Source organism: Pseudomonas costantinii, from assembly GCF_001870435.1.
In the GTDB taxonomy this organism is placed as follows: domain Bacteria; phylum Pseudomonadota; class Gammaproteobacteria; order Pseudomonadales; family Pseudomonadaceae; genus Aquipseudomonas; species Aquipseudomonas costantinii.
On record NZ_MDDR01000006.1, the window covers coordinates 83,743 to 107,537 of the forward strand.

Genomic DNA, 23,795 nt, shown 5'->3' on the forward strand with positions numbered 1-23,795 from the left:
TCGCTGAATGCCTTGGGCTATGTTTTTGAGCCAACTCAGCGGTCAATGGAGTGACAGCTTATGCACGACACCCTCCAACAGGTCTTTGGTTTTTCACAGTTTCGTTTAGGTCAGAAAGAAACGGTCAGCGCTGTGCTGGCCGGGCGCTCGGCCGCCGCAATTTTCCCGACAGGGTCGGGCAAGTCCCTGTGTTATCAGCTGTCGGCGGTGCTGCTGCCGCATCTGACGCTGGTGGTGTCGCCGTTGTTGGCGTTGATGCAGGATCAGTTGGGTTTCCTGCAGCGCCACGGTATTTCGGCGGGCAGTATCGATTCGGCCCAGAGCCGCGATGAGGCCAATGAGGTGATGGCCCGTGCGCGCTCCGGCGAGCTGAAAATCCTGATGATTTCCGTAGAGCGTTTGAAGAACGAGCGCTTCCGTAACTTCCTGCAAAGCGTGCAGATTTCACTGCTGGTGGTGGACGAGGCGCACTGTATTTCCGAGTGGGGCCACAACTTCCGGCCGGACTATTTGAAGCTGCCGGACTACCAGCGTCAGTTCAATATCCCACAAGCGCTGCTGTTGACCGCTACGGCCACGCCCAAGGTGATTGCCGACATGCAGGCCAAGTTCGCCATTGCGCCGGACGATGTGGTCACCACGGGCTTCTACCGGCCGAATCTCAACTTGTTGGTTGAGCCGGTCAGTGGTGCGGACAAACGCGGGCGCTTGGTCGAGTGGATGAGCGAGCGGGCCAATCAGCCGAGCATCGTCTATGTCACCCTGCAAAAAACCGCTGAGCAAATTGCCGAGCACCTGAACCGCAACGGCATTCAGGCCGAGGCATATCACGCCGGTTTACCCCACGATAAACGCGAGGGTATCCAGCAGCGCTTTATGGGCGGGCGTTCCAATTGCATCGTTGCCACCATCGCGTTCGGCATGGGCATCGACAAGAGTGATATCCGCAATGTGGTGCACTTTGACCTGCCCAAATCCATTGAGAACTACAGCCAGGAAATCGGTCGCGCGGGGCGTGATGGGCAGCCGTCCGACTGCCTGGTGCTGGCCAACCGTGACAGCCTGAATGTGCTGGAGAACTTTGTGTACGGCGACACGCCTGAGCAGGACGGCATTCGTCGTGTCCTGGAGGAATTGCAGGCGGCGCGTGGCGATGGGCAGTGGGAGTTCTTGCTGAGGTCGTTGTCGGACCATAGCAACATCCGCGAGCTGCCGCTCAAGACGCTGCTGGTGCAATTGGAACTCAAGGGCGTGATCGCGCCGCGCTACGCGTTTTATGCCGAATACCGCTTCAAATACCTGATCGAACCCGAAGCTTTGCTGGCGCGGTTTTCCGGCGAACGGCAGCAGTTTGTCGCGGCGATTATCCAGGTGTGCAAGCGGGCGAAAACCTGGGCAACCGTGGATTTCGACGCGTTGTATCAGCAGCATAATGCCGAGCGCAGTCGGGTAGTGAAAGCGCTGGATTACTTCCAGGAGCAGGGCTTGATCGAGCTGGAAAGCAAGCAGATGACGGAGGTCTACAGCTTGTTGAACACCAACTTCGATCCACAGGCGTTGAGCGCCGAGTTATACACAGGCTTTAAGCAGCACGAAGTGGGAGAGGTGGCGCGGATTCACGCCATGCTCGACCTTTTTGCCACCGAGCATTGTCTGGGGCAACGCCTGGCGCAGTATTTCGGGGATGAAAACGCGCCCCAGCGCTGTGGCCATTGCTCGGTATGCCATGGCCAGGTTGCGCATCTGCCACCGCCACCCAGCTTGCCGCCGCTTGTGGATAAAAACTTCATGGGGCTGTGCGGTGATTTTATCCACAGGCATCATGAGCTCACCACGAACCTGCCTGGAGCGGAGCGGCTGGCGCGTTTCCTCGGCGGTATCAGCGTGCCGTTGTTTACCAAGCTGAAAGCGCGGGGTATTCCCGGTTTTGCAGCGCTGGAGGAGTACCCGTACGCCGAGGTACGCGAGTGGGCCGAGGCCCATTTGAATGACCTGTAAACCCACTTTCACGAGACCTGCACATGTCTGACTCAATGCCCCAGCGCGCCGATTACCGTCACTTTCAGCCGATCATCACGCGTTGGCACGACAACGATGTGTATGGCCATGTGAACAACGTCACCTACTACAGCTTTTTCGACACGGCGGTGAATACCTACCTGATCGAACAAGGGGGGTTGGATATTCACGACGGTGAGATCGTGGGGTTTGTAGTGAGTTCGGCATGTGATTATTTCGCGTCGATCGCGTTTCCTGACCGCATAGAAATTGGCCTGCGGGTGGGCAAGTTGGGCAACAGCTCAGTGCAGTACGAGTTGGCGGTGTTCAAGGCCGGCGAGGAAGAGGCCTGTGCGGCGGGGCGGTTTGTGCATGTATTTGTGGATCGCGCGTCGAACCAGCCGGTGACGATTCCGGGGATGTTGCGCGAGGCCTTGCAGCGGTTGGTGGTCTGACACGGCCATTGTGATCAATAGAGATCAAATGTGTGTGGCTTGCCTGCGATAGCGGTGGGTCAGGTTTAGATAGCTTGCCTGACACTACGCTATCGCGGGTAAACCCGGCTCCTACAGGGGGCTACGGTGCTCTTTAGGCCGTGGGCTTAGTCACGATAGTGGTGTTTGTTCTTGCGATGGCCATAGGCATGGCCGCGTCCACGATGGTCATCGCGGTCATAACGGCGGTTATCGCGCCCACGGTAACGCCGATCGTCGTCGTTACTCTGGTTGCCCATGTAGTTGCCCAGTGCGCCACCCGCGCCACCGCCGGCGGCTGCGCCGATCAGGCTGCCGGTGCTACCGCCGACACTGCGGCCGACCACGTTGCCACCTGCTGCACCCAGCGCGCCGCCAATGGCCGCCTGGCCGCGGCTGCGCTTGTCAGCGCCGACCGCACTGCCACCCGCGCCACCCAGGGCTGCGCCGATGGTCGAACCGGTATTGCCGCCGAGTTGCTGCCCGACAACCGAACCTAAAACCCCGCCCAATGCGCCGCCCACACCGGCTTCGGTGGTGCCACCGGCCATGGCTGCGCCACTGACCAGGCCAAGGGACAACAAGAGAATCGAGGAGAACTTCATAGGGAGACCTCAAGAGGATGACGGCGCGATCCTGAGGTTGTATCGAGACGCTGACAATCGAAATCCGACCGGTGGCAGCGGTTGTATACAATTATATAAGTTACTGTTTTGTATGGGGAACTTAAGTTGTTGTTGCAGGTCTTTAGCTACTTCGGAACGGCCGCTTTTATGCAAAAGCGGCCTTTTTTGTGCCCGAAGATTTACGCTGAACGCGCCATGATCAGCCCATTGTCACTCGCCGCTTCGAGGCGAATCGCCACGAACTTCGACGTCGGCGTATGGCTGCCATCCCCGGTGCTTTCCAGCGGCACGAGCGGGTTCACTTCCGGGTAATAGGCGGCTGCCTGCCCCGCCGGAATATCAAACGCCAACAAGGTGAAACCCTTTACGCGGCGCTCACGACCGTCTTCCCACAGCGACACAATGTCGGCCTTCTGCCCCGGTTTGAAGCCCAGGCGGATGATGTCGGCTTCGTTGACGAACAGCACATCACGCTGACCTTTAACCCCACGATAGCGGTCGTCCAACCCATAAATAGTGGTGTTGTACTGATCGTGTGAGCGCATTGATTGCATGATCAGGTCCGGCACCCGGCCCGTGGCGTGGGTGCGTTCGTGGATCAGGTCTTTGGGCAGGATGTTCGGGCGGAAGTTGGCGCGGCCCGATGGGGTGTTCCAGCGGCGTGCGCCGGCAGAGTTACCCAGATAGAACCCGCCTGGGTGTTTGATCTTCTCGTTGAAGTCCTTGAAACCTGGGATGGTGTCGGCGATCAGGTCGCGGATGCGCCCGTAGTCGGCCACCAGCCAGTTCCAATCCACCGGCTTGCTGCCCAGGGTCGCAGCGGCAATACCGGCGAGGATGGCGGGCTCGGATTTCATCAGCTTCGACAGCGGTTGCAGTTGGCCGTTGGAGCCGTGAACCATGCTGAACGAGTCTTCCACCGTCACGGCTTGCGGGCCGTCGGCCTGGATGTCGATGTCGGTACGGCCCAGGCACGGCAGGATCAGTGCGTCTTTACCGTGGGTCAGGTGACTGCGGTTGAGCTTGGTGCTGATCTGCACGGTCAGGTCGCAATTACGCAGCGCTTCGAAAGTGCGCGGGCTGTCCGGGGTGGCTTGGGCAAAGTTGCCGCCCAGGCCGATAAACACCTTAGAGCGACCTTCGAGCATGGCGTGAATGGCTTCGACCACGTTGTGGCCATTGTCGCGTGGCACCTGGAATTGGAAACGACGTTCGAGGGAGTCGAGGAACGCCACCGGTGGGCGCTCGTTAATGCCCATGGTGCGGTCGCCCTGTACGTTACTGTGGCCACGCACCGGGCAGAGGCCAGCGCCCGGGCGGCCGATATTGCCGCGCAGCAACATCAGGTTGGCGATTTCCTGGATGGTCGGCACCGAGTGGCGGTGCTGGGTGATGCCCATCGCCCAGCACATGATCACGTTCTTGCCTTTGGCGTACATGCGCGCCGCTTGCTCAATCTCAACCAGGGTCAAGCCGGACTGCTCGACGATTTCATCCCATGAGGTGTCGTCGATCTGCCCCAGGTAATCCAGCACGTTGGCCGTGTGTTCGTTGAGGAAACCGTGGTCGAACACGGCTTCTTTGCCTTCGGCCTGGGCCTGGCGTTCCCACAGCAGCAGGAACTTGGCCATACCGCGCAGGATAGCCATGTCGCCACCCAGCGCCGGACGGAAGTACGCAGTGTTGGTCGGTTTGTCGCCGTTGGTGAGCATTTCCAGTGGGTGTTGCGGGTGCTGGAAACGTTCCAGGCCGCGTTCTTTCAATGGGTTGATGCACACCACTTGGGCGCCGCGTTTAACCGCTTCGCGCAGCGGTTCGAGCATGCGCGGGTGGTTGGTGCCGGGGTTCTGGCCCCAGACGAAAATCGCATCGGCGTGTTCGAAGTCGTCGAAGGTCACAGTGCCTTTGCCGACACCCACGCTCTGCGCGAGGGCCACGCCGCTGGCTTCGTGGCACATGTTCGAACAATCCGGGAAGTTGTTAGTGCCGTAGGCACGCACAAACAACTGATACAGGTACGCCGCTTCATTGCTGGCCCGGCCCGAGGTGTAGAACTCGGCCATGTCCGGGTTGGGCAGTGCGTTGAGGTGCTTGCCGACCAGGTCGAATGCCGCTTCCCAACTGATGGGCTTGTAGTGGTCGGTCTCGGCGTCATAGCGCATCGGCTCGGTCAGGCGGCCTTGGTATTCCAGCCAATAGTCGCTCTGCTCCAGCAGTGCGCTGACGCTGTGCTTGGCGAAGAACGCAGCGTCTACGCGGCGCTTGGTGGCTTCCCAGTTGACCGCCTTGGCGCCGTTTTCGCAGAACTTGACCATGCCGCTTTCCGGCGAATCACCCCAGGCGCAGCCCGGGCAGTCGAAGCCGCCATTCTGGTTGGTCTTGAGCATCATGCGCAGGTTTTTCAGCGCGTTGTCGCTGGTCAGCCAGGCTTGCGCCACGCTGATCAGTGCCCCCCAGCCGCCGGCCGGGCCTTTGTACGGCTTGTAGCGCGGGGTCGGGGTTTGGTCGGCTTGATGATGATTGCTCACGGCTGGTTCTCCATCGCGGGGCTGTAGACCCGCGGCGCACTTTTTTGCGGCAGGTGAATGAGATTGAGGTTGTGCCGGCGGGCCCATTGCAGGGCCAGGCCGGTGGGCGACGACAGGCTGACGAGGGTCTGGATGCCTGCGCGCAGCACTTTCTGGATCAGTTCGAGGCTGCAGCGGCTAGTGACGATCGCCAGGCCGCCGTCGGTCGGAATTTTTTGGCGGATCAGTGCGCCGATCAATTTATCCAGGGCGTTATGCCGGCCGATGTCTTCACGGCCCATCAGCAATTCGCCTTGGCTGTTCATAAAGACCGCCGCATGTACCGCGCCGCTGTACTGGCCCAAGGGCTGGAACGCGCTGATACGTTGGCGCAGGCCGTCGAGCCATTCGGCGGGCGGCAATGGCGCGCCGGGCAGCACCTGAAGGTCTGGCAAGGCTTGTTCTACCGCTTCTACGCCGCACAAACCGCAGCCGCTGGTGCCTGCCAACTGGCGGCGCTGCTGCTTGAGGTTCCAGAAGGCGCGGCTTGAAATCTGCACTTGAGCATATTGAGCTGAGCCTGACCCGCTGAGTTTCAGGTCATAAATGTCACTAACGTCGGTGATAATGCCGCTACCGATGCTGAAGCCGACAATGAAGTCTTCCAGATCCGTCGGCGTTACCAGCATCACCGCCTGGCTGATGTCGTTGTAGGCAATCGCCAACGCCACTTCTTCCGCCAAGGCCGTGCTGGCGAATTCGGTGTGTTCAAGATTGCAATACTGGTAGCTCTGGCTGGCGGCGGGCGCGGGCGTTTCGAGGGCGGGTGCCGCGCAGACTGGGCGCTTGGCGTTCATGGGGCAGTACCACCGGCGGATTGATCAATGTTTAGACTAGGCGCGACAAAGGGTCGCGTCTAATCATCAGTACTGATCTATCGATAGATGGCGTCGATCAAGAGTCTTGCTGCAATTTTTGAAACAGTGCAAAACAGGCTTCCGCCAGGGCCGAGCGGGGTGCGCTGCGACGCATGATCAGCCCCAGGCGCGCCAGTGTGTGTGCGTCTTCAATGGGTTGCAGGCGCAGGTGCTCGGTCAGCGCATCGAGACCACCGTCCAAAGGCATCACGGCGCAGCACAGGCCGCCGTGCACGGCTTGTAACAATTGATGGACCGCATCTGTTTGCAGCAGCGGTTGTGGATTGAGTCCACGGCTGTGGAAGTTGTGGTCGATGGACTGACGAAAGTGCATGCCGCTGGTGAGCATGCCCAACGGCAGTTCGATCAGCGCTTCCCAGCTCAACGGCTTATCGCCAAAGCTGAAAAACCGCTGGTCGTAGAGCAAGCCCATGCGGGTTTCGCCCAGGGCCAGCGAGTCGAAACGTTCGTTGTCCAGACGTTCCAGGTAGGACACGCCCAGGTCCAGGCGATTGCTCGCCAGTTGTTCGAGGATTTGTTCGGAGCTTAATGCCGAGAGTTCAAAGCGCAGGCTCGGGTGTTCTTTGTGCAGTTGTTGCATCAACGCCAAGGGGTCGAAGCTCGACAGTGGCACCACGCCCAAGCGCAACGTACCCACCAGGTTGCCGCGACAGGCCGCCGCCTCGGCCTGCAAGCCGTCATAGGCCGCCAGGACGGTCCGCGCCCAAGCCAATACCCGTTCGCCCGGCGCGGTAAAGCCTTCAAAGCGTTGGCCGCGATTGACCAAGGGCAAGTCCAGCTCTTCTTCGAGGCTGCGCAGGCGCATCGACAGGGTCGGTTGGGTGATGTGACAACGCGCTGCCGCCTGGCCGAAATGACGGGTCTCGTCGAGGGCGATGAGGAATTTCAGCTGTTTGATGTCCATCTTCGCTCCGGGCTTATTCCAATGGCGAGGGATTCTAGCGCGTTTGGGTCTTTGGTCGATTTGGAACCCAACTCCGTAGGACTGGTCTAGTCTTGGGCATCTGGAAATCAAATCCCAAGGAGAGCAAACCATGAGTATTTTAAGTTTTGTGAAGGAAGCAGGCGAAAAGCTGATCGATCTACTGACGCCGGGTAACGCTAACGCCAGCGATGAGTTGAAAAAGCATATTGAAGATGTGGGGCTGGGTAACCCGAACGTTCACGCTACCGTTGACGGTGACAAGGTGACGATCACCGGTGAAGTTGCCAGCCAGGAAGAGAAAGAAAAAATCATTCTGGCCGCGGGCAATATTGCCGGGGTTGCCAGCGTAGAGGACCAGATTACTGTTACTGGCCCAGTGGTTGTAGCCTCGCGGTTTGTCGTGGTGAAAAGCGGTGACACCCTGAGCGCGATCTCTAAAACGGTCTACGGCGACGCTAACAAGTACAACAAAATCTTTGAGGCCAACAAGCCGTTGCTCAAAGATGTGAACAAAATTTACCCAGGGCAGACGCTGCGTATTCCTGAGTAAAACGCAGGCCAAAATGTGGGAGCGAGCTTGCTCGCGAAGGAGGAGTGTCAGTCAGAGTATGTATTGACTGACCCACCGCTTTCGCGAGCAAGCCCGCTCCCGCATTGGTTTAGAGTCCGGCAATTAGGTCTCGGTAGTTCTCGACGGCCGCAAACTCTGCCGTATCTTTTGGCCCTTTCTTACTGTCCGGCTCTTTCACCGCCAGCAAATGCCCCACGCCAAAATCCCGTGCACTGCGCAGGATCGGCAAGGTGTCATCGATAAACAGGCTGCGGGCCGGGTCGAAGTTGATGTCTGCTTGCAGGGCGTCCCAGAACTGCGGGTTTTCCTTGGCGAAGCCGTAGTCGTGGGAACTGATCAACCGTTCGAAATACGGTGCCAGCTCAATGCGTTCCAGCTTCAAAGACAACGAATCACGATGAGCGTTGGTGATCAGGATCACGCGCTTGCCGGCCTGTTTGATCGCCGCCAGAAAGGTATCCGCGTCGGGGCGCAGTGCGATCAGGTGGGCGGTCTCCAGCTTGAGTTCGCGTACCGGAATCTTCAGTTCAGTGCTCCAGAAGTCCAGGCAATACCATTGCAACTGTCCGGCGTTACGCTCGAACAGTGGCTGCAATTCCATTTCGGCCATGGCCTGGCTCACCCCGTGCAGTTCGGCGTATCGCTGGGGCAAGTGCTCCATCCAGAAGTGGTTGTCGTAATGCAGGTCGAGCAGGGTGCCGTCCATGTCCAGCAGGACAGTGTCGATGGCGTGCCAGGGCAAAGAGGGCATGGGGCGTTCTCATGTAAGTAAAGATATCCGACACAGACAATCGGAAAAGCCACGGTATAGTAACCCGATCACGCCAAGGAGCCGCTCATGCGCCAGAAACCCACCGTCCTCGCCCGCGAAATTGTCGCCAGTAGCCGTTTGTTCCGCGTGGAGGAGGTGCAATTGCGCTTTTCCAATGGCGTTGAGCGGACCTACGAGCGCTTGGTGGGCCGCGGTGCCGGCTACGGCGCGGTGATGATTGTGGCGATGATCGATGCCGACCACGCACTGCTGGTGGAAGAGTACTGCGGCGGCACTGACGAATATGAATTGTCCTTGCCCAAAGGGTTGATCGAGCCCGGTGAGGACGTATTGGCGGCGGCCAACCGCGAACTCAAGGAAGAGGCAGGCTATGGCGCACGTCAATTGGAACATCTCACTGAACTCTCGCTGTCGCCTGGCTATATGAGCCAGAAAATCCAAGTGGTACTGGCCACTGACCTGTACGAGGAGCGCCTGGAAGGCGATGAACCTGAGCCGATGCGTGTGGACAAGGTCAATCTGCGTGAGCTGTCGATGCTGGCGCAAAACGAGCAATTCAGTGAAGGCCGTGCCCTGGCCGCCTTGTATCTGGTGCGTGACCTGTTGACCCAGCGTGGAGCTTTTACCGCATGAGCGAACTGTTTTTAGGCCATCCGTTTATCGCCCCTGTGATTGAGTTGGCTCGCCAGGCAGGTGAAGTCATCTTGCCGTATTGGCGCGCCGATGTGGCCGTGACCTCCAAGGCCGATGATTCGCCCGTGACGGCAGCAGACCTGGCAGCTCACCATCTGATCCTCGCAGGCCTTACGGCTCTTGACTCGAGTATCCCGGTGCTGTCGGAAGAAGATGCCGACATCGACCAGAACGTGCGCGCCGGCTGGCAGCGCTGGTGGTTGGTGGACCCGTTGGATGGCACCAAGGAATTTATCTCCGGCAGCGAAGAATTTACCGTCAACATCGCCTTGATCGAACAAGGTCGCGTGGTGTTTGGCGTGGTTTCGATGCCCACCAGCGGGCGTTGCTACTTCGGTGGGGCGGGCCTCGGGGCGTGGCGTTCCGATGTGAATGAGGCACCCAAGCAGATTCAGGTGCGCCAGACTCCGGCAGCGGGTGAGGCGTTTACCGTGGTTGCCAGCCGTCGGCATACGAGCCCTGAGCAGGAGCGTTTGCTGGACGGTTTGAGCGAGGGGTTGGGTGAGTTGAAGCTGGCGAACATCGGCAGCTCGCTGAAATTTTGCCTGCTGGCCGAAGGCAGCGCGGATTGCTATCCGCGCCTGGCACCGACATCACAGTGGGACACTGCTGCGGCTCAAGGTGTGCTGGAAGGGGCGGGAGGTGAAGTGTTGGAGCTGAGTGGTGAGCCGTTTAGTTATCCGGCGCGGGCTTCATTGTTGAATCCGTTTTTCCTGGCGCTGCCGGCGAAAGCCGCGTGGCGTGAGCGGTTGCTGACTCTGGCCAGATCTTGAGTCTGGCATAGATCAATGTGGGAGCAGGCAAGCCAGCTCCCACAGTTGTTTTGTGTTGTGACGGTTAGCGGTGCAGGACGTACTGGCCCGTAAACGCCACCGCCCGCTCTTCACCGCCCTCATTCACAATCCACGTCTCCAGTGTCAACCGCGCTCGGCCATACCGCTTGTACGTCGCCACAAAGCGCTTCCACACCTTCTCCTCCGGCGCCTGGCAGGCCACTGTCGCATCCCGCGTGACCGGCAGCGGATAACTGATCTGCCCTTCCTGGATCACGATGTGCCCGTCTTCAATCCCTTCTTCGCGCAGTTTCAGGTGTAGCCAGCCCCAGCCCGCCAGCACTGCGCCGCGGTAGAGGCTACCGCCAAACATGGTGCTCTTGTGGTTGATATTGGCTTGCAAGGGCAGGTGCAACTGCAGCTGGCCGTGTTGCCAATCGAGCACCTTGAGGCCCATTTCCCGGGTGAGGGGGATGTCGTGGTGAAGAACGGATTCCAGGTAACGGCTATCGCGGCTCATGGGGGCCTCTTGGCGGGTGGGCAGGGTCATTCGTCGTCTGCGCTGTGGTTGCCGCTGTCGGCGAAGTTCAGGCCGTGCTTGCGCAGTTTGTCGTGCAGAGTCTTGCGCGGCAGGCCCAAGGCTTCAGCGAGGCTGCGCACGGAGCTATGCGGGCGGGTCAGTTCGGCGGCAATCAGGCTTTTCTCGAACTGCTCGACTTGTTCACTCAAACCGCCCGGGGTGGAGGTCAGGACGCTGGCGGAGGGATTGTCCGCCGTGGCATCCAGGGCCAGCTCCAGCCCGAGGGCAAAACGTTCGGCGGCGTTCTGCAATTCCCGTACATTGCCCGGCCAGCTGTGACGCAAGAGCAGCGCGCGCTGGCCCGGTTGCAGCTCGTGCAGCGGTAAGCCGTGGCGGCTGCTGGCTTCGTCGGCGAAGTGCTGGAACAGCATCAGCGCGTCTTCACCACGCTCGCGCAGCGGCGGAATGCGCAGTGGCGCAACGTTGAGGCGGTAGTACAAGTCGGCACGAAAGCGGCCCTGATCGGCGGACTGGCGCAGGTCTTCCTTGGTGGCTGCGATGATGCGGATATCCAACGGGATCAGTTGATTGCCGCCCAGCCGCTCTACCACCCGCTCCTGCAACAAGCGCAGCAGTTTGACCTGAACATCCAGGCTCATGCTTTCAATTTCATCGAGGAACAGTGTGCCGCCGTTGGCGAATTCGAACTTGCCGATACGGCGTTTTTGCGCACCGGTAAAGGCGCCGGGCTCATGGCCGAACAGCTCGCTTTCCACCACCGATTCGGCCAGCGCCCCGGCGTTGATCGCCACAAACGGTCCACTGCGCCGGCTCGACAGGTCGTGCAGTGCGCGGGCAACCACTTCTTTGCCTGCGCCGGTTTCGCCGAGGATCAGCACATCGGCCCTGGTCGCGGCCAGGGCGCCAATCTGCTCGCGCAAGCGCAGCATTTGCGGCGAGTGCCCCACCAGGCGCGTGCTCAGTTGCTGGCGGTCGCTGAGGGCCAGGCGCAGGCTGCGGTTGTCCAGCACCAGGCGGCGCAGGGCCAGGGCGCGGCGTACGCTGTCGAGCAGGGCGTCGCTGGCGAAGGGTTTTTCCAGGAAGTCATAGGCACCGGCACGCATGGCTTGCACCGCCAGCGGCACATCGCCGTGGCCGGTGATCAGCAGCACCGGCAACTCCGGGTCCTGGCCGTGCAGTTCGGCGAGCAGCTCCAGGCCGTCCATGCCGGGCATGCGGATATCGCTGACCACCACGCCCGGCCAGTCCCGTGACAGGCGTGCGGTGAGGCCGGTAGCTTCACCCAGGGGCAGGACTTTCAGCCCAGCCAGGTCCAGGGTCTGGCACAGGGCCTGACGCAGGTGTGGATCGTCGTCGATCAACACCACCTGAATCTGGTTCTCGATACTCATACACTGCGGTCCTCGGACGGTTGCAGACTGACGCCCGGCGAGCCGGCACGCAATTTCAAGGTTAACAGCGCGCCGCCTTCCTTGTGGTTGGCGAACAGCAGTTCGCCGCCAAAGGCGCGCATCAGGGTGTCACAAATCGCCAGGCCCAACCCGAGGCCCTGGGTGCGGGTCTTGGTGGTGTAGAACGGCTCGCTGGCGCGGCCTAACGCTTCCATACAAAACCCCGGGCCGTTGTCGCGAATGTACAGGTTGACGCCCTGTTCGGTGGTTTGGGCACTCAGCCAGAGTTTGCGCGGCGGGCCTTTTTCGGTGAGGGCGTCGAGGGCGTTGGCCAGCAAGTTGCCGAGTACTTGGCGCAGGCGGGTTTCGCCAGCCTGTACCCACAGCGTCGCCTCCGGCAAGTCGCGGATCAGCTCGACTTCCATCGACCGCCGCCGCTTGGCCAGCAACGCCAACGCATCGTCCAGCGCCGGTTGCAGGGCCACGCTTTCCGGCGCATGGCGGTCGCGCCGGGCGAAGGCGCGCAGGTGGGCGATGATCGAGGCCATGCGCCCGGTCAGTTCGCTGATCAGCTTGAGATTGCCCCGAGCGTCGTTGGTGCGCTCATGGTCGAGCAGGATTTCGGCGTTTTCCGCATAGCTGCGGATTGCTGCGAGGGGCTGATTGAGTTCGTGACTGATACTCGCCGACATGGTGCCCAGCGCCGACAGTTTGCCGGCTTGCACCAGGTCATCCTGGGCGCGCACCAGTTCCTGTTGGGCGTGTTCGCGCTCCAGCACTTCCTGTTTCAGGCGTCGGTTAAGGCCCTCCAGGTCACTGGTCCGTTCGACCACACGCATTTCCAGTTCGCGGCGCGCCTTGGCTTCGAAGGCGATGCGTTCCAGGTAATGCCGACGGCGCTGCATCATCAAACCCAGCAACAGCATCACCACCAGCAACGTGGCGCCACCGACGGCCACCACGGTGCGCACCGGGCGATTGATCAGCGAGCGTGGCGCGAGGATCTCCACGTTCCAGCCGGTTTCGGCGATGGCTGTGGATTGGCGCAGCCACGCGGTGGAACTCAGGGTCAGCGGTTGTGGGTCGCGGGTCGGGTAGGGCTGGATGGCGATGATGGCTTGGCGTTCTTCGGCAGTCAGCGGTCGGGTCGCGCGGAATCGCCATTGCGGGCGTGAGGTCAGGATCACTACGCCGTTGTGGTCGGTGACCAGCAGTTGTTCCGGGGTGTTGCCCCATAGGCTTTCGGTGTGGTCCAGGTCGACCTTGACCACCAGCACGCCAATGATCTTGTCACCATCGCGCACGGCGGCGGCGAAGAAGTAACCGCGCTTGGCCGAGGTGGTCCCCAGGCCGAAAAACCGCCCCAGGCGCCCGGCCATGGCTTCGCTGAAATAGGGCCGGAACGAGAAGTTGCGGCCGACAAAACTGTCTTGCTTGTCCCAGTTGGACGCGGCGAGGGTCTTGCCGGTGGTGTCCATCAGGTACATCACTTCCACACCGGCCTGGGCGGCGACGTCCTTGAGCAGCAGGTTGGCGTTGGTCAGGTTGGTGCTCACCTGAGGCGCATCCAGTGCGGTGCGCAGGGCGGGTAGATCACCGAGGATCTGCGGCAGCACTTCATAGCGGTGCAAGGTGCCGAGCAGGTTGGCGACGTACAGGTCGAGGGTCTGGCGGTTTTGCCCGGCCAGTTCACTGCGGTAATAGCGCTCGGCCAAGTGCTCCAGCGGCCACAGCAGCGGTGCCAGGCACAACGCCAACAGGGCGAGGCTGCGCCAGCGGGGTCTTCGCGGAAGGGGTGGAGTCATGGGAGTCATGCGCCTGTGGGTACAGGCGCATTATGCCTAGCTGTAGTGCGCGTTGCCTTGGTTATGCGATCAGGTCTTTTGGCTCGGTGTTGCCCAGACGTTCACCTTGATAGCTGCCGTCCTGGACCCTGCGGCACCATTCCAGGTTGTCGAGGTACCACTGCACGGTTTTGCGCAAGCCGGTTTCAAAGGTTTCTTTCGGTACCCAGCCCAGCTCGCGTTCGATTTTGCTGGCGTCGATCGCATAACGCTGGTCGTGGCCTGGGCGATCTTTGACGAAAGTGATCAGGTCGGTGAATTTCTCCACGCCGGCCGGGCGTTGTGGTGCCAGCTCTTCCAGCAGGCTGCAAATACCGCGCACCACGTCGATGTTCTTCTGCTCATTGTGACCGCCGATATTGTAGGTCTCGCCGACCACACCTTCGGTGACCACTTTCAACAACGCGCGGGCGTGATCTTCGACGAACAGCCAGTCGCGCACCTGCAAGCCATCGCCGTAGACCGGCAGCGGCTTGCCCGCGAGGGCGTTGAGGATGACCAACGGGATCAACTTTTCAGGGAAGTGGAACGGCCCGTAGTTGTTCGAGCAGTTGGTCAGCAGCACCGGCAGGCCATACGTGCGCTGCCAGGCGCGGACCAGGTGGTCGGAGGCCGCTTTGCTGGCGGAATACGGCGAGCTGGGCGCGTAAGGTGTGGTTTCGGTGAACAGGTCGTCCACACCATGGAGGTCGCCATACACCTCATCCGTAGAGATATGGTGGAAGCGGAACGCACTCTTGGCAGGTTCTGCCAGCGTCTGCCAATAGGCGCGCGTGGCTTCCAGCAGGCTATAGGTGCCGACGATGTTGGTCTGGATAAAATCCGACGGGCCGTCAATGGAGCGGTCGACATGCGACTCGGCGGCCAGGTGCATGATTGCCTGGGGCTCAAAGCGTGCCAGCACGGCGCTGACGGTGGCTTGGTCGATGATATCGGCCTGCACGAACTCATAGCGGCTATTGGACGCGATGCTGGTCAGCGACTCCAGGTTGCCGGCGTAGGTGAGCTTGTCCAGGTTGAGCACTTCGTGCTCGGTGTGTTGGATCAGGTGTCGGATCAGGGCAGAGCCGATGAATCCCGCACCGCCGGTAATGAGAATGCGCATGTCGAGGGCCTTTTCCTTAGACGGACATTGGGCGAATGAAGCATAGCTTGAGTTGTGAATCGGACCGGTGCAAGCGCGGTATGCGTGAGGGGTTGATTAACGCCCCCGAACAATGGCGATATAGACACCTAAAAAAACAGAGGTCGTCACAATGTTGCTCGCCACGTTGATCCATCGTGCCAGTTTGCCCTGCCCACAAGTGAGCGTTGATCACGCGGCGCGATTACTCGAGCAGCATTACGGCCTTACTGGCGCCTTGCAGTCGCTGGGCAGCCAACAAGACCTCAACTACAGAATCGACAGTGAACGTGGCCGGTTTGTTCTGAAAATTTGCCGGGGTGACTACGCGGCTGTTGAGCTGCAGGCGCAGCATGCGGCCCTCAATGACCTGCAAGCGCACGTGCGCGTACCCAAGGTTATCCGCGCCCGCACGGGTGAGGAGCTGCTGACCGTGAACGTCGACGGGCAAACGGTGCACCTGCGGCTGCTGGACTATATCGACGGCCAGCCCCTGACCCATCAGCCGCACCTTGGCCGCGACGTGATCGCAGGCTTTGGTGAGCTGTGCGGGCGGATGAGCCGCGAATTGGCCCGTTTCGAGCATCCGGGCCTGGAGCGCACCCTGCAATGGGACCCGCGCCACGCCCAGGAACTGATCACCCACTTATTGGCAACCTTGGAAAACCTGCCCCATCGCGCCGCGTTGGAGCAGGTGGCCGAGCAGGTTGAGGCGCACATTCGACCTTTGGCGCAGCGTTTGCCTTGGCAAGCGGTACACATGGACATCACCGATGACAACGTCGTCTGGCAGCGCGATGCCCAGCGGCATTGGCAGGTCCAGGGTGTCATTGATTTCGGCGACTTGGTGCACACCTGGCGTATTGCCGACCTGTCGGTGACCTGCGCGGCGCTGTTACACCATGCTGACGGCGATCCCTTTGCCATCCTGCCGGCGATCCAGGCCTTTCACGCGGTAACACCGTTGCAGCCTGAGGAGTTGCAGGCGCTGTGGCCGCTGATCGTCGCCCGTGCGGCGGTGCTGGTGCTCAGCAGCGAACAACAGCAACGCCTGGACCCGGATAACACTTACTTATTGAAAAACGCCGAGCATGAGTGGGAAATTTTCCATGTGGCGACGTCGGTGCCATTTGAGTTGATGAACGCGGCGATTCTGCGTTGCGTCGGTGAGATATTGCCGCCGATTGCCAGCCAAGACTTCGCCCCGTTGCTGCCGGGTCTGGTGGGGCGTGAGTTCGCGTTGATCGACCTGGGCGTGCTCAGCCCGCACTTCGAGGCCGGTAATTGGGCGTTGCCCGGTATAGACCGACGGCTGCTGGATGAAGCGGCGGCGGTGCATGGGCTGGCGGCGAGTCGATATGGCCAATACCGGTTGTCGCGCACTTGCCCCGACAGTGCTATCGAGCCGGACACATTCCCACTTCACGTGGAGTTGCACCTTCCCCACGGTACCGTGTTGGAAGCGCCTTTCGCCGGGACGCTGCGCCAGGGCGCCGATGGCTTGCTGTGTTTGCATGACGCCCAGTTGAGTGTGCGTTTATGGGGCGTGAAAACGTCGTTGAAGCCTGGCTCGGTGCTGGTGAAAGGGCAAGTACTGGGCGAGGTCCATGCACCACTCACCGTACAGTTATGCCGTGCCGATCTTGAGCCGCCGTTGTTCTGCACACCCTCTCGGGCGTTGGCGTGGCAGGCCTTGTGCCCCTCACCGGCTTCGTTACTTGGGCTGGCGTGTGATGCCGAGCCGGAGTTGGACCCCGATGCCCTGCTGGCCCGGCGAGACGCCAGTTTCGCTCGCTCGCAGAAGCATTATTACGTCGACCCGCCGCGTATCGAGCGCGGTTGGCGCAATCATCTGATCGACATGCAGGGCCGTTCCTACCTGGACATGCTCAACAACGTTGCCGTACTAGGCCATGGTCACCCGCGCATGGCGGCGGTGGCGGCGCGCCAGTGGTCGCTGCTCAACACCAACTCGCGCTTCCACTACGCGGCGATTGCCGAGTTTTCCGAGCGTCTGCTGGCGTTGGCGCCGGAGGGTATGGACCGGGTGTTTTTGGTCAACAGCGGCACCGAGGCCAATGACCTGGCGATTCGCCTGGCCTGGGCCTACAGCGGCGGGCGCGACATGCTCAGCGTGCTTGAGGCTTACCACGGTTGGTCGGTGGCGGCAGACGCGGTGTCCACCTCGATTGCCGATAACCCCAAGGCGTTGATCAGCCGGCCGGACTGGGTACACCCGGTGACCGCGCCGAATACCTATCGCGGTGAGTTCCGCGGGCAGGACAGTGCGCCGGATTACGTACGAAGCGTGGAGCACAATCTGGCGAAAATCGCTGCGAGCAAACGCCAATTGGCCGGTTTCATCTGTGAACCGGTGTACGGCAATGCGGGTGGTATTTCCCTGCCGCCGGGCTATTTGCAGCAGGTGTATGGATTGGTGCGCGCCCAGGGCGGTGTGTGCATCGCCGATGAGGTGCAGGTGGGCTACGGCCGCATGGGGCATTTTTTCTGGGGTTTTGAAGAGCAAGGCGTGGTGCCGGACATCATCACCATGGCCAAAGGCATGGGGAACGGCCAACCGCTGGGCGCGGTGATCACCCGGCGAGAAATCGCCGAGGCGCTGGAGGCCGAGGGGTATTTCTTCTCATCCTCGGGGGGCAGTCCGGTCAGTTGCCGTATCGGCATGGCAGTGCTGGATGTGATGGAGGAAGAAAAACTGTGGGAAAACGCCCAAGTCGTGGGTGGGCATTTCAAGGCACGCCTGGAAGAGTTGATTGATCGTCACCCGTTGGTGGGTGCCGTTCACGGTTCCGGCTTCTATCTGGGCCTGGAGTTGGTTCGTGATCGACAAACCCTGGAGCCTGCCACCGAAGAAACCGCGCTGCTGTGTGACCGCCTGCGGGAACTGGGGATTTTCATGCAGCCGACCGGCGATTATCTCAACATTCTGAAGATCAAGCCGCCGATGGTCACGTCCAGACACAGCGTGGATTTCTTTGTCGACATGCTGTCGAAGGTGCTGGATGAGCAGTTGTAGATAATCGATTGTTATCGACTGTTTTTTGTAATATTTACCATCCATGATCTTTTATCGCTTTTAAGGCCGATTTTTATCCGTTATAAAGTCGTCCATCACCCCATTCGGAGTCCTGATCGCCATGACCACCCTGCACAGCACACCTCGCGCCGATGGCTTCCATATGCCTGCCGAATGGGCACCACAGACCCAAGCCTGGATGATCTGGCCTGAGCGCCCGGACAACTGGCGCCTGGGCGGCAAGCCGGCGCAGGCGGCTCACGTGGCGGTGGCCAAGGCTATTGCGCGTTTTGAGCCGGTGACCGTGGCCGTTTCTGCCGGTCAGTATGAAAATGCCCGCGCGCATTTGGACGTGCCCAATATCCGCGTGGTGGAAATGTCCAACGACGACGCCTGGGTACGGGACACTGGTCCGACCTTCGTCATCAACCACAGCGGCGAAGTGCGCGGTGTGAACTGGGATTTCAACGCCTGGGGTGGTTTTGACGGCGGCCTCTATGCGCCATGGAACCGTGACTCGCAGGTGGGCGGCAAGATCCTTGAGATCGAGCGCGCGCCGCGCTACCGCACTGAAGGTTTTGTGCTGGAAGGCGGTTCGATTCATGTCGACGGTGAAGGCACGCTGATCACCACTGAAGAATGCCTGCTGAACCGCAATCGCAACCCGCACCTCGATCGCGCGGCCATCGAAGCGGTGCTCAGCGCCAATCTGGCTGTGGATAAGATCATCTGGTTGCCGGATGGCCTGTTCAACGATGAAACCGATGGTCATGTAGATAACTTCTGCTGCTACGTGCGTCCGGGCGAGGTGTTGCTGGCTTGGACCGATGACCCGCAAGACCCGAACTACGCGCGCTGCCACGCCGCCATGGACGTGCTGCAAAGCAGCACGGATGCCCAAGGGCGCTCGTTCACAGTGCATAAAATGCCGATCCCGGGGCCGCTGTATGCCACTGAAGAAGAATGCGCCGGTGTCGACTTGGTGGATGGCAGCCAGGAGCGTAACCCAACCGTGCGGTTGGCCGGCTCTTACGTCAACTTCCTGATCGTCAACGGCGGCATCATCGCGCCAAGCTTCGATGACCCGCTGGACAGCCAGGCCAAAGAGATCCTGCAGAACCTGTTCCCGCAGCATGAGGTGGTGATGGTGCCGGGCCGCGAACTGTTACTGGGCGGTGGCAACATCCATTGCCTGACCCAACAACAGCCGGCACCGCACAAAAACTGAGTGCAGTTGTAACAACATCTGGGTGATGGCCTAGCGCCACACTCCTGATAGTGCTCACAGCAAGCCCGCGGCCCAGCAAGGTCGCGGGCTTTTTTGTGTCCGAATGCCTATAAACACGGGACATTGGCATAGCTCTTGTATCGGTGTTGCCACAGTAACCGAGGGTGATGACTGCACAGTTCTGTCACAAACCTTGAGTAAGTTAGCCGCTCACGCAGTAGGAGAGAGCGCTGAAATGAATGCCGATATCAACCTGATCTATACGCGCCCGTTCCACCCGACGCGGGTCAACGGTGATGCGATCCATGCGCTGGCGCTCTGGTTGAAGGCAAACGGCTCGCGACAGGTCAGGCAACCTGATCTACGCAGCGTGATAAGTGAACGGTACCCAGTGGGGTTGTTGAGTGAGGATGAAGTGCGGGTGTTGTGTGAGCTGATGAAAAGCTGAAGAGCTCGGCGATCAAAATGTAGGAGCTGGCTTGCCTGCTCCCACATTGACCCGGTGAAACTTAGAAGCTGTAAGTGCCTGTAACGACGAGGCTACGTGGCTCGCCCGGCTGAATCTGCGCCGCGCTGGTCGCCGAGGCGTAGTAGTTTTTGTCGGCGATGTTGTTCAGCGCCGCGCGTACATCCCATTCCTTATGGCGGAAACCGGCCAACGCATCCCAGCGGCCATAACCTGGCAGTACCACGGTGTTGAGGTTGTCGGCATAGCGGTCACCGACCAGGGTCAGCCCGGTTTCCGCGTACCAGCCCATTTCCGGCTTCCATGTGATAAACAGGCTGGCATTGCGCTTGGCCACATCGCTGATGCGCTTGCCTTCAAAGCCGTTGTTATCCTTCTCGACCTTGGCATCCTGCAGGCCGACACCACCGCGCATATACCAATTACCGACGATCTTGCCGGTGGCCGTAAGCTCCAGGCCGCGTGAACGTTGTACGCCAGTCAGCAGGGTGATAGTGCGGTCCAGCGGGTCGGTGGTGCGGCGGTTGTAGAGTTCCAGTTCGTACACGGCCAGGGTGGTGCTCAGGCGGTCGTCGAGCCAGTCGCTCTTGACCCCGATTTCCTTTTGCCGGGTCAGCTCGGGGCTCAGGTCGTTGACGCTGCCTGCAGCGTTCGGAGTGATGCCAATCAAGCCGCCGCCTGCTGGCGAGAAGGTCTTGCTCCAGGATGCGTAGAACGAGTGATGCTCCACCGGCGTCCACACCACGCCGATGCGCGGGCTGGTGCTGCGGCTCTGAACGTCCTGCTGGGTGTTGAGCACTTTGCTGGTGGTGTCGACGTCGAAGTGGTCGTAACGCAGGCCGGCCAGCACTTGCCATTGATCGTTGAGGCGCAGTTGATCCTGCACGTAAAGGGCGCGGCTCTCGACTTCAGTGTGGTTGTAACTGGAAAGACTCATGCGCCCGGTGTGGCTCAGGTGGCGATTGGGCTGGTTGAGGTCCAGGCTCGGTACAGCCTGGCCACCCCGGCCGACGGCGGTAGCGGTGTACAGCTTGGGATCGCGGCGTTGGCTGCCCAGCTCAAGGCCGGTGAGCAGGCGGTGTTCCAGGCCGAAGGTGTCGAAACCACCTTCCAATTCCAGGTTGTTGAAGACGTTACGGGTGCTCAGGTCCTGCTGCCAGCGTTGGCGTGTCACCTGTTTCGTCGAGGCGGTGTAGCCGGTCTGGTAGGTGTTGTCGAAATCGCTATCGAGCTTGAATACACCGAGCGTGTGGCGCAGTTGCCAATTGTTGTTTAGCTCATAAGCGAGCTTGGAACGCAGGGACTGGGATTTGTCGTCGATGTAATCGCGGCTGTCAAAGTAAGTGGCGCTGCGGCTCACATCCGCCGGGCGACCGTTGACCCCGGGAATGCCGCGATCCGGCGTGCGGTTGTAACGGCTGTATTCGTATTGCACCAACCAATTCAGATCGGGCGTCAGTTGCCAGCTCATGGACGGCGCAAACAGCTGGCGGTTGCCACTGACGCCGTCGCGAAAGCTGTTGTTGTCCTGGTTACCCATGTTTAGGCGCAGGCTGATGTTATCGGTGGGATCGGTGCTGAGGTCCGCATACAGGCTGCGCAAATCATTACTGCCGCCTTGGGCTTCGATGCTGGATTTGTGGCCTGCCTGGGGCAATTTACTCACGCGGTTGACGATCCCTCCCTGGCCGCCTCGCCCATAAAGCACCGCTGCCGGGCCTTTGAGTACTTCGATGCGCTCGATGTTATGCAGGTCGCGCACGTATTGGCTGTCGTCGCGAATGCCGTCCAGATAAAAGTCGTTGCTCGCGTCGAAACCGCGGATGCGCAGGCTGTCAAAGCGTGTATCCGCGCCGCTGCTCACGTTGGGAATACCGCTTAACGCCTGGCCCAGGTCGTTGGTGCCGTAGGAACGCAGGCTTTCGGTTTTCACTGAGTCGATGGCCTGGGGCACATATCGCACTGAGGTTGCGGTGCGGGTGGCGGTGTTGGTCTCCTTGACGCGCGGGTCGTCTTCATCAGCTTCGGCGCTGATAGAGGTTTCAGGCAAAACGGTGGCGGCACAGGCAAAACCAGAGGACAGCAGAACAGAAAGCCCTAGGGTGATGGGCGTCAGGCGAGAGGCAGACATGGGGGCATGTATCCGAAAGGTTTGGAAAGAAAATGATGCGCTAATGGTAATGCTTTGCATTTGCGCACGTTATCTATTACCAAATATGCAGAGTACAAAAAATGTTACGTGATGTGTTTTTTAGGCGGGCTGAAGGGTTTTACAGACTTTCGCGAAGGCTCTGCAGAGCGCTCCTTAGACTTTTTTCGCCTAAATACAGACGATTCACGAAATTGACACACAGTTCAACGCGCGCATAGGATTGCGCCCAACGCCTGTGGCTAACCGCCATGACTCATCCAATAAAAAAAGGCCCGCGGCAGTTCAGTCGTCCGCGGGCCTTCTTTTTTCTGGAAAAAGTCGACACCAGAAAAGCAACACGGAGCCTGGTGTCACAGCGCGTACTCAACCAGTAATAAGGAATATAAGAAATGTTGAAGCAACGGATGGGTCTGATCGCTCTGGGGATTTTGAGCGCAACTCAGGCAATGGCAAACGACCAGGAGCAATCCAAGGGTTTCGTTGAAGACAGCCACCTGAATATCGCAGCACGTAACGCCTACATCAGCCGTGATTACAAAAACGGCAAGCAAGACAAAGCCGAATGGGGCCAAGGCTTCATCGGCAAGTTCGAGTCCGGCTTCACCCAAGGCACCGTCGGTGTGGGTGTGGACGCAATCGGCCAATACGCTATCCGTCTGGACGGTGGTAAAGGTCGCAGTGGCGCGGGCGGTATCGACTTCTTCAAACAAGGTTCCGACGGCGAAGCTGCACGTGACCTGTCCAAAGGCGGCGCTGCCGTGAAGTTCCGCGTATCCAACACTGTGCTCAAGTACGGTGATCAGTTCCCGGCCGTGCCTGTCCTGCAGTACGACAACTCTCGCCTGTTGTCGGAAACCTACACTGGCACCTCGATCGTTTCCAAAGAGATCGCTGGCCTGCAACTGGACGCTGGTCACTTCACCAAGGAAGCGCGCAAGAGTGCCGAAGGCACTGACAGCGGTGGCCTGAAAAGCATCGACTACATCGGTGGTAGCTACAAATTCACCGAAAGCCTGTCGGCGGCTCTGTACGCCTCCAACATGCAAGACGTGCTGAAGAAGCAATACGTCAACGTCAACTACGTGCTGGCACTGCCAGAGAAACAATCGTTGACCTTTGACTTCAACGGCTACAAAACCAAGCTGGACCGCAGCTTCGCCCTGGAAAACCAAGGTGATGCGGACGCCCGCGACAACAAAATCTGGAGCTTGGGCGCCACGTGGGCTGTTGGCCCGCACAGCTTCACCGTCGCTCACCAGCGCAGCACCGGCGACACCGGCTACCTGTACGGCGGCTACCGCAACGCTGGCGGCATCGGCGACGGTGGCAACACCATCTTGCTGGCCAACTCCTACTGGTCCGACTTCAACGGCAAGGATGAGCGTTCCTGGCAAGCAGGCTACGGCCTGGACTTCAGTGCGTTCGGCGTGCCTGGCCTGACCTACAACATCGCTTACGTGCGCGGCACCAACATTGACGACGGTTCCAACCGCGGCAGTGGCACCGAGCGTGAAATCTTCAACCAGTTCAAATACGTCGTTCAGAGCGGCCCAGCCAAAGACCTGAGCCTGCGCGCTCGTGCGTCCTGGTTGCGCGTCTCCAACAACGCCAGCAACTACAACGTTGGTGGTAACGAGATCCGCCTGTTCGCCGACTACCCGATCAACGTTTTCTAATTGATCCGGCGTCGCGCCTGTTTCCAGGCGATAAAAAACCCCGACTGGTTCGGGGTTTTTT

Annotated in this window: 19 protein-coding genes; 9 read left to right on the plus strand and 10 right to left on the minus strand. The window is 60.0% G+C overall.

Annotation, left to right across the window (positions count from 1 at the left end):
• Nucleotides 1-60: 60 nt before the first annotated feature.
• Together BFL40_RS04090 and BFL40_RS04095 are read left to right on the plus strand one after the other, a co-directional pair.
• The gene (locus BFL40_RS04090; RefSeq protein ID WP_071482563.1) at nucleotides 61-1,998 is read left to right on the plus strand and encodes a RecQ family ATP-dependent DNA helicase; all 1,938 of its coding nucleotides are present in this window, start codon (nucleotides 61-63) and stop codon (nucleotides 1,996-1,998) included.
• Between the two features lie 23 nt (nucleotides 1,999-2,021).
• On the plus strand, nucleotides 2,022-2,453 hold the full coding sequence (locus BFL40_RS04095; RefSeq protein ID WP_071482564.1) for an acyl-CoA thioesterase: 432 nt from the start codon (nucleotides 2,022-2,024) through the stop codon (nucleotides 2,451-2,453).
• Nucleotides 2,454-2,599: 146 nt separating this feature from the next.
• Here BFL40_RS04095 and BFL40_RS04100 read toward each other — a convergent pair whose 3' ends face one another.
• The 4 genes from BFL40_RS04100 to BFL40_RS04115 form a co-directional block, all read right to left on the minus strand.
• Nucleotides 2,600-3,076 (minus strand): glycine zipper domain-containing protein, encoded by a 477-nt coding sequence (locus tag BFL40_RS04100; RefSeq protein ID WP_071482565.1) that lies wholly within the window; start codon nucleotides 3,074-3,076, stop codon nucleotides 2,600-2,602.
• Nucleotides 3,077-3,276: 200 nt separating this feature from the next.
• Entirely contained in the window at nucleotides 3,277-5,625 is a 2,349-nt protein-coding gene (locus tag BFL40_RS04105; RefSeq protein WP_071482566.1) for an FdhF/YdeP family oxidoreductase, read from the minus strand.
• A complete protein-coding gene (gene fdhD / locus BFL40_RS04110) occupies nucleotides 5,622-6,461 on the minus strand; it encodes a formate dehydrogenase accessory sulfurtransferase FdhD (protein ID WP_071482567.1) in 840 nt (279 codons plus the stop codon). The genes BFL40_RS04105 and fdhD overlap by 4 nt, the downstream gene beginning before the upstream one ends.
• 97 nt (nucleotides 6,462-6,558) lie before the next feature.
• The gene (locus BFL40_RS04115) at nucleotides 6,559-7,446 is read right to left on the minus strand and encodes a LysR family transcriptional regulator (protein WP_071482568.1); all 888 of its coding nucleotides are present in this window, start codon (nucleotides 7,444-7,446) and stop codon (nucleotides 6,559-6,561) included.
• 130 nt (nucleotides 7,447-7,576) lie between these two features.
• Here BFL40_RS04115 and lysM point away from each other — a divergent pair, with 130 nt between their 5' ends.
• Nucleotides 7,577-8,017 (plus strand): peptidoglycan-binding protein LysM, encoded by a 441-nt coding sequence (gene lysM / locus BFL40_RS04120; protein WP_071482569.1) that lies wholly within the window; start codon nucleotides 7,577-7,579, stop codon nucleotides 8,015-8,017.
• Between the two features lie 109 nt (nucleotides 8,018-8,126).
• Here the strand turns inward: lysM and yrfG are convergent, their stop codons facing one another.
• A complete protein-coding gene (gene yrfG, locus BFL40_RS04125) occupies nucleotides 8,127-8,789 on the minus strand; it encodes a GMP/IMP nucleotidase (RefSeq protein ID WP_071482570.1) in 663 nt (220 codons plus the stop codon).
• A gap of 87 nt (nucleotides 8,790-8,876) precedes the next feature.
• On the opposite strand from yrfG, the gene nudE reads away from it, so the two are divergent.
• Both nudE and cysQ read left to right on the plus strand, forming a co-directional pair.
• On the plus strand, nucleotides 8,877-9,443 hold the full coding sequence (gene nudE / locus BFL40_RS04130) for an ADP compounds hydrolase NudE (protein ID WP_071482571.1): 567 nt from the start codon (nucleotides 8,877-8,879) through the stop codon (nucleotides 9,441-9,443).
• Complete coding sequence (gene cysQ, locus BFL40_RS04135) at nucleotides 9,440-10,276, plus strand: 3'(2'),5'-bisphosphate nucleotidase CysQ (RefSeq protein ID WP_071482572.1); 837 nt, start codon at nucleotides 9,440-9,442, stop codon at nucleotides 10,274-10,276. The genes nudE and cysQ overlap by 4 nt, the downstream gene beginning before the upstream one ends.
• Nucleotides 10,277-10,340: 64 nt before the next feature.
• Here cysQ and BFL40_RS04140 read toward each other — a convergent pair whose 3' ends face one another.
• From BFL40_RS04140 to rfbB, 4 genes are all read right to left on the minus strand, one after another.
• Complete coding sequence (locus tag BFL40_RS04140; protein ID WP_071482573.1) at nucleotides 10,341-10,796, minus strand: YiiD C-terminal domain-containing protein; 456 nt, start codon at nucleotides 10,794-10,796, stop codon at nucleotides 10,341-10,343.
• A 26-nt stretch (nucleotides 10,797-10,822) separates the two neighbouring features.
• Nucleotides 10,823-12,208 (minus strand): sigma-54-dependent transcriptional regulator, encoded by a 1,386-nt coding sequence (locus BFL40_RS04145; protein ID WP_071482574.1) that lies wholly within the window; start codon nucleotides 12,206-12,208, stop codon nucleotides 10,823-10,825.
• Nucleotides 12,205-14,013, minus strand: coding sequence for a sensor histidine kinase (locus tag BFL40_RS04150; RefSeq protein WP_071482575.1), 1,809 nt, complete (start codon nucleotides 14,011-14,013; stop codon nucleotides 12,205-12,207). The genes BFL40_RS04145 and BFL40_RS04150 overlap by 4 nt, the downstream gene beginning before the upstream one ends.
• A gap of 61 nt (nucleotides 14,014-14,074) precedes the next feature.
• Nucleotides 14,075-15,157 (minus strand): dTDP-glucose 4,6-dehydratase, encoded by a 1,083-nt coding sequence (rfbB, locus tag BFL40_RS04155; RefSeq protein ID WP_071482576.1) that lies wholly within the window; start codon nucleotides 15,155-15,157, stop codon nucleotides 14,075-14,077.
• Nucleotides 15,158-15,308: 151 nt separating this feature from the next.
• On the opposite strand from rfbB, the gene BFL40_RS04160 reads away from it, so the two are divergent.
• From BFL40_RS04160 to BFL40_RS04170, 3 genes are all read left to right on the plus strand, one after another.
• The gene (locus tag BFL40_RS04160) at nucleotides 15,309-18,212 is read left to right on the plus strand and encodes an aminotransferase (RefSeq protein ID WP_071482577.1); all 2,904 of its coding nucleotides are present in this window, start codon (nucleotides 15,309-15,311) and stop codon (nucleotides 18,210-18,212) included.
• A 121-nt stretch (nucleotides 18,213-18,333) separates the two neighbouring features.
• Nucleotides 18,334-19,440, plus strand: coding sequence for an agmatine deiminase (gene aguA, locus BFL40_RS04165; protein ID WP_071482578.1), 1,107 nt, complete (start codon nucleotides 18,334-18,336; stop codon nucleotides 19,438-19,440).
• A 235-nt stretch (nucleotides 19,441-19,675) separates the two neighbouring features.
• Entirely contained in the window at nucleotides 19,676-19,888 is a 213-nt protein-coding gene (locus BFL40_RS04170; protein WP_071482579.1) for a hypothetical protein, read from the plus strand.
• Between the two features lie 61 nt (nucleotides 19,889-19,949).
• Here BFL40_RS04170 and BFL40_RS04175 read toward each other — a convergent pair whose 3' ends face one another.
• Complete coding sequence (locus BFL40_RS04175; protein WP_071482580.1) at nucleotides 19,950-22,037, minus strand: TonB-dependent receptor; 2,088 nt, start codon at nucleotides 22,035-22,037, stop codon at nucleotides 19,950-19,952.
• A gap of 410 nt (nucleotides 22,038-22,447) precedes the next feature.
• Between BFL40_RS04175 and BFL40_RS04180 the strand changes: the two genes are divergently transcribed.
• Nucleotides 22,448-23,734: an OprD family porin gene (locus BFL40_RS04180; protein ID WP_071482581.1), complete on the plus strand. Its 1,287-nt coding sequence runs from the start codon at nucleotides 22,448-22,450 to the stop codon at nucleotides 23,732-23,734.
• Nucleotides 23,735-23,795: the final 61 nt, after the last annotated feature.

Excerpts from the sequence above, each read along its gene's own strand:
- lysM (WP_071482569.1), top strand. The coding sequence starts at position 7,577 with ATGAGTATTTTAAGTTTTGTGAAGGAAGCAGGCGAAAAGCTGATCGAT.
- BFL40_RS04090 (WP_071482563.1), top strand. The coding sequence starts at position 61 with ATGCACGACACCCTCCAACAGGTCTTTGGTTTTTCACAGTTTCGTTTA.
- BFL40_RS04170 (WP_071482579.1), top strand. The coding sequence starts at position 19,676 with ATGAATGCCGATATCAACCTGATCTATACGCGCCCGTTCCACCCGACG.
- BFL40_RS04100 (WP_071482565.1), bottom strand. The coding sequence starts at position 3,076 with ATGAAGTTCTCCTCGATTCTCTTGTTGTCCCTTGGCCTGGTCAGTGGC.
- fdhD (WP_071482567.1), bottom strand. The coding sequence starts at position 6,461 with ATGAACGCCAAGCGCCCAGTCTGCGCGGCACCCGCCCTCGAAACGCCC.
- BFL40_RS04150 (WP_071482575.1), bottom strand. The coding sequence starts at position 14,013 with ATGACTCCACCCCTTCCGCGAAGACCCCGCTGGCGCAGCCTCGCCCTG.
- BFL40_RS04175 (WP_071482580.1), bottom strand. The coding sequence starts at position 22,037 with ATGTCTGCCTCTCGCCTGACGCCCATCACCCTAGGGCTTTCTGTTCTG.
- BFL40_RS04115 (WP_071482568.1), bottom strand. The coding sequence starts at position 7,446 with ATGGACATCAAACAGCTGAAATTCCTCATCGCCCTCGACGAGACCCGT.
- BFL40_RS04140 (WP_071482573.1), bottom strand. The coding sequence starts at position 10,796 with ATGAGCCGCGATAGCCGTTACCTGGAATCCGTTCTTCACCACGACATC.
- yrfG (WP_071482570.1), bottom strand. The coding sequence starts at position 8,789 with ATGCCCTCTTTGCCCTGGCACGCCATCGACACTGTCCTGCTGGACATG.
- aguA (WP_071482578.1), top strand. The coding sequence starts at position 18,334 with ATGACCACCCTGCACAGCACACCTCGCGCCGATGGCTTCCATATGCCT.
- BFL40_RS04095 (WP_071482564.1), top strand. The coding sequence starts at position 2,022 with ATGTCTGACTCAATGCCCCAGCGCGCCGATTACCGTCACTTTCAGCCG.
- rfbB (WP_071482576.1), bottom strand. The coding sequence starts at position 15,157 with ATGCGCATTCTCATTACCGGCGGTGCGGGATTCATCGGCTCTGCCCTG.
- BFL40_RS04145 (WP_071482574.1), bottom strand. The coding sequence starts at position 12,208 with ATGAGTATCGAGAACCAGATTCAGGTGGTGTTGATCGACGACGATCCA.
- cysQ (WP_071482572.1), top strand. The coding sequence starts at position 9,440 with ATGAGCGAACTGTTTTTAGGCCATCCGTTTATCGCCCCTGTGATTGAG.
- nudE (WP_071482571.1), top strand. The coding sequence starts at position 8,877 with ATGCGCCAGAAACCCACCGTCCTCGCCCGCGAAATTGTCGCCAGTAGC.
- BFL40_RS04160 (WP_071482577.1), top strand. The coding sequence starts at position 15,309 with ATGTTGCTCGCCACGTTGATCCATCGTGCCAGTTTGCCCTGCCCACAA.
- BFL40_RS04180 (WP_071482581.1), top strand. The coding sequence starts at position 22,448 with ATGTTGAAGCAACGGATGGGTCTGATCGCTCTGGGGATTTTGAGCGCA.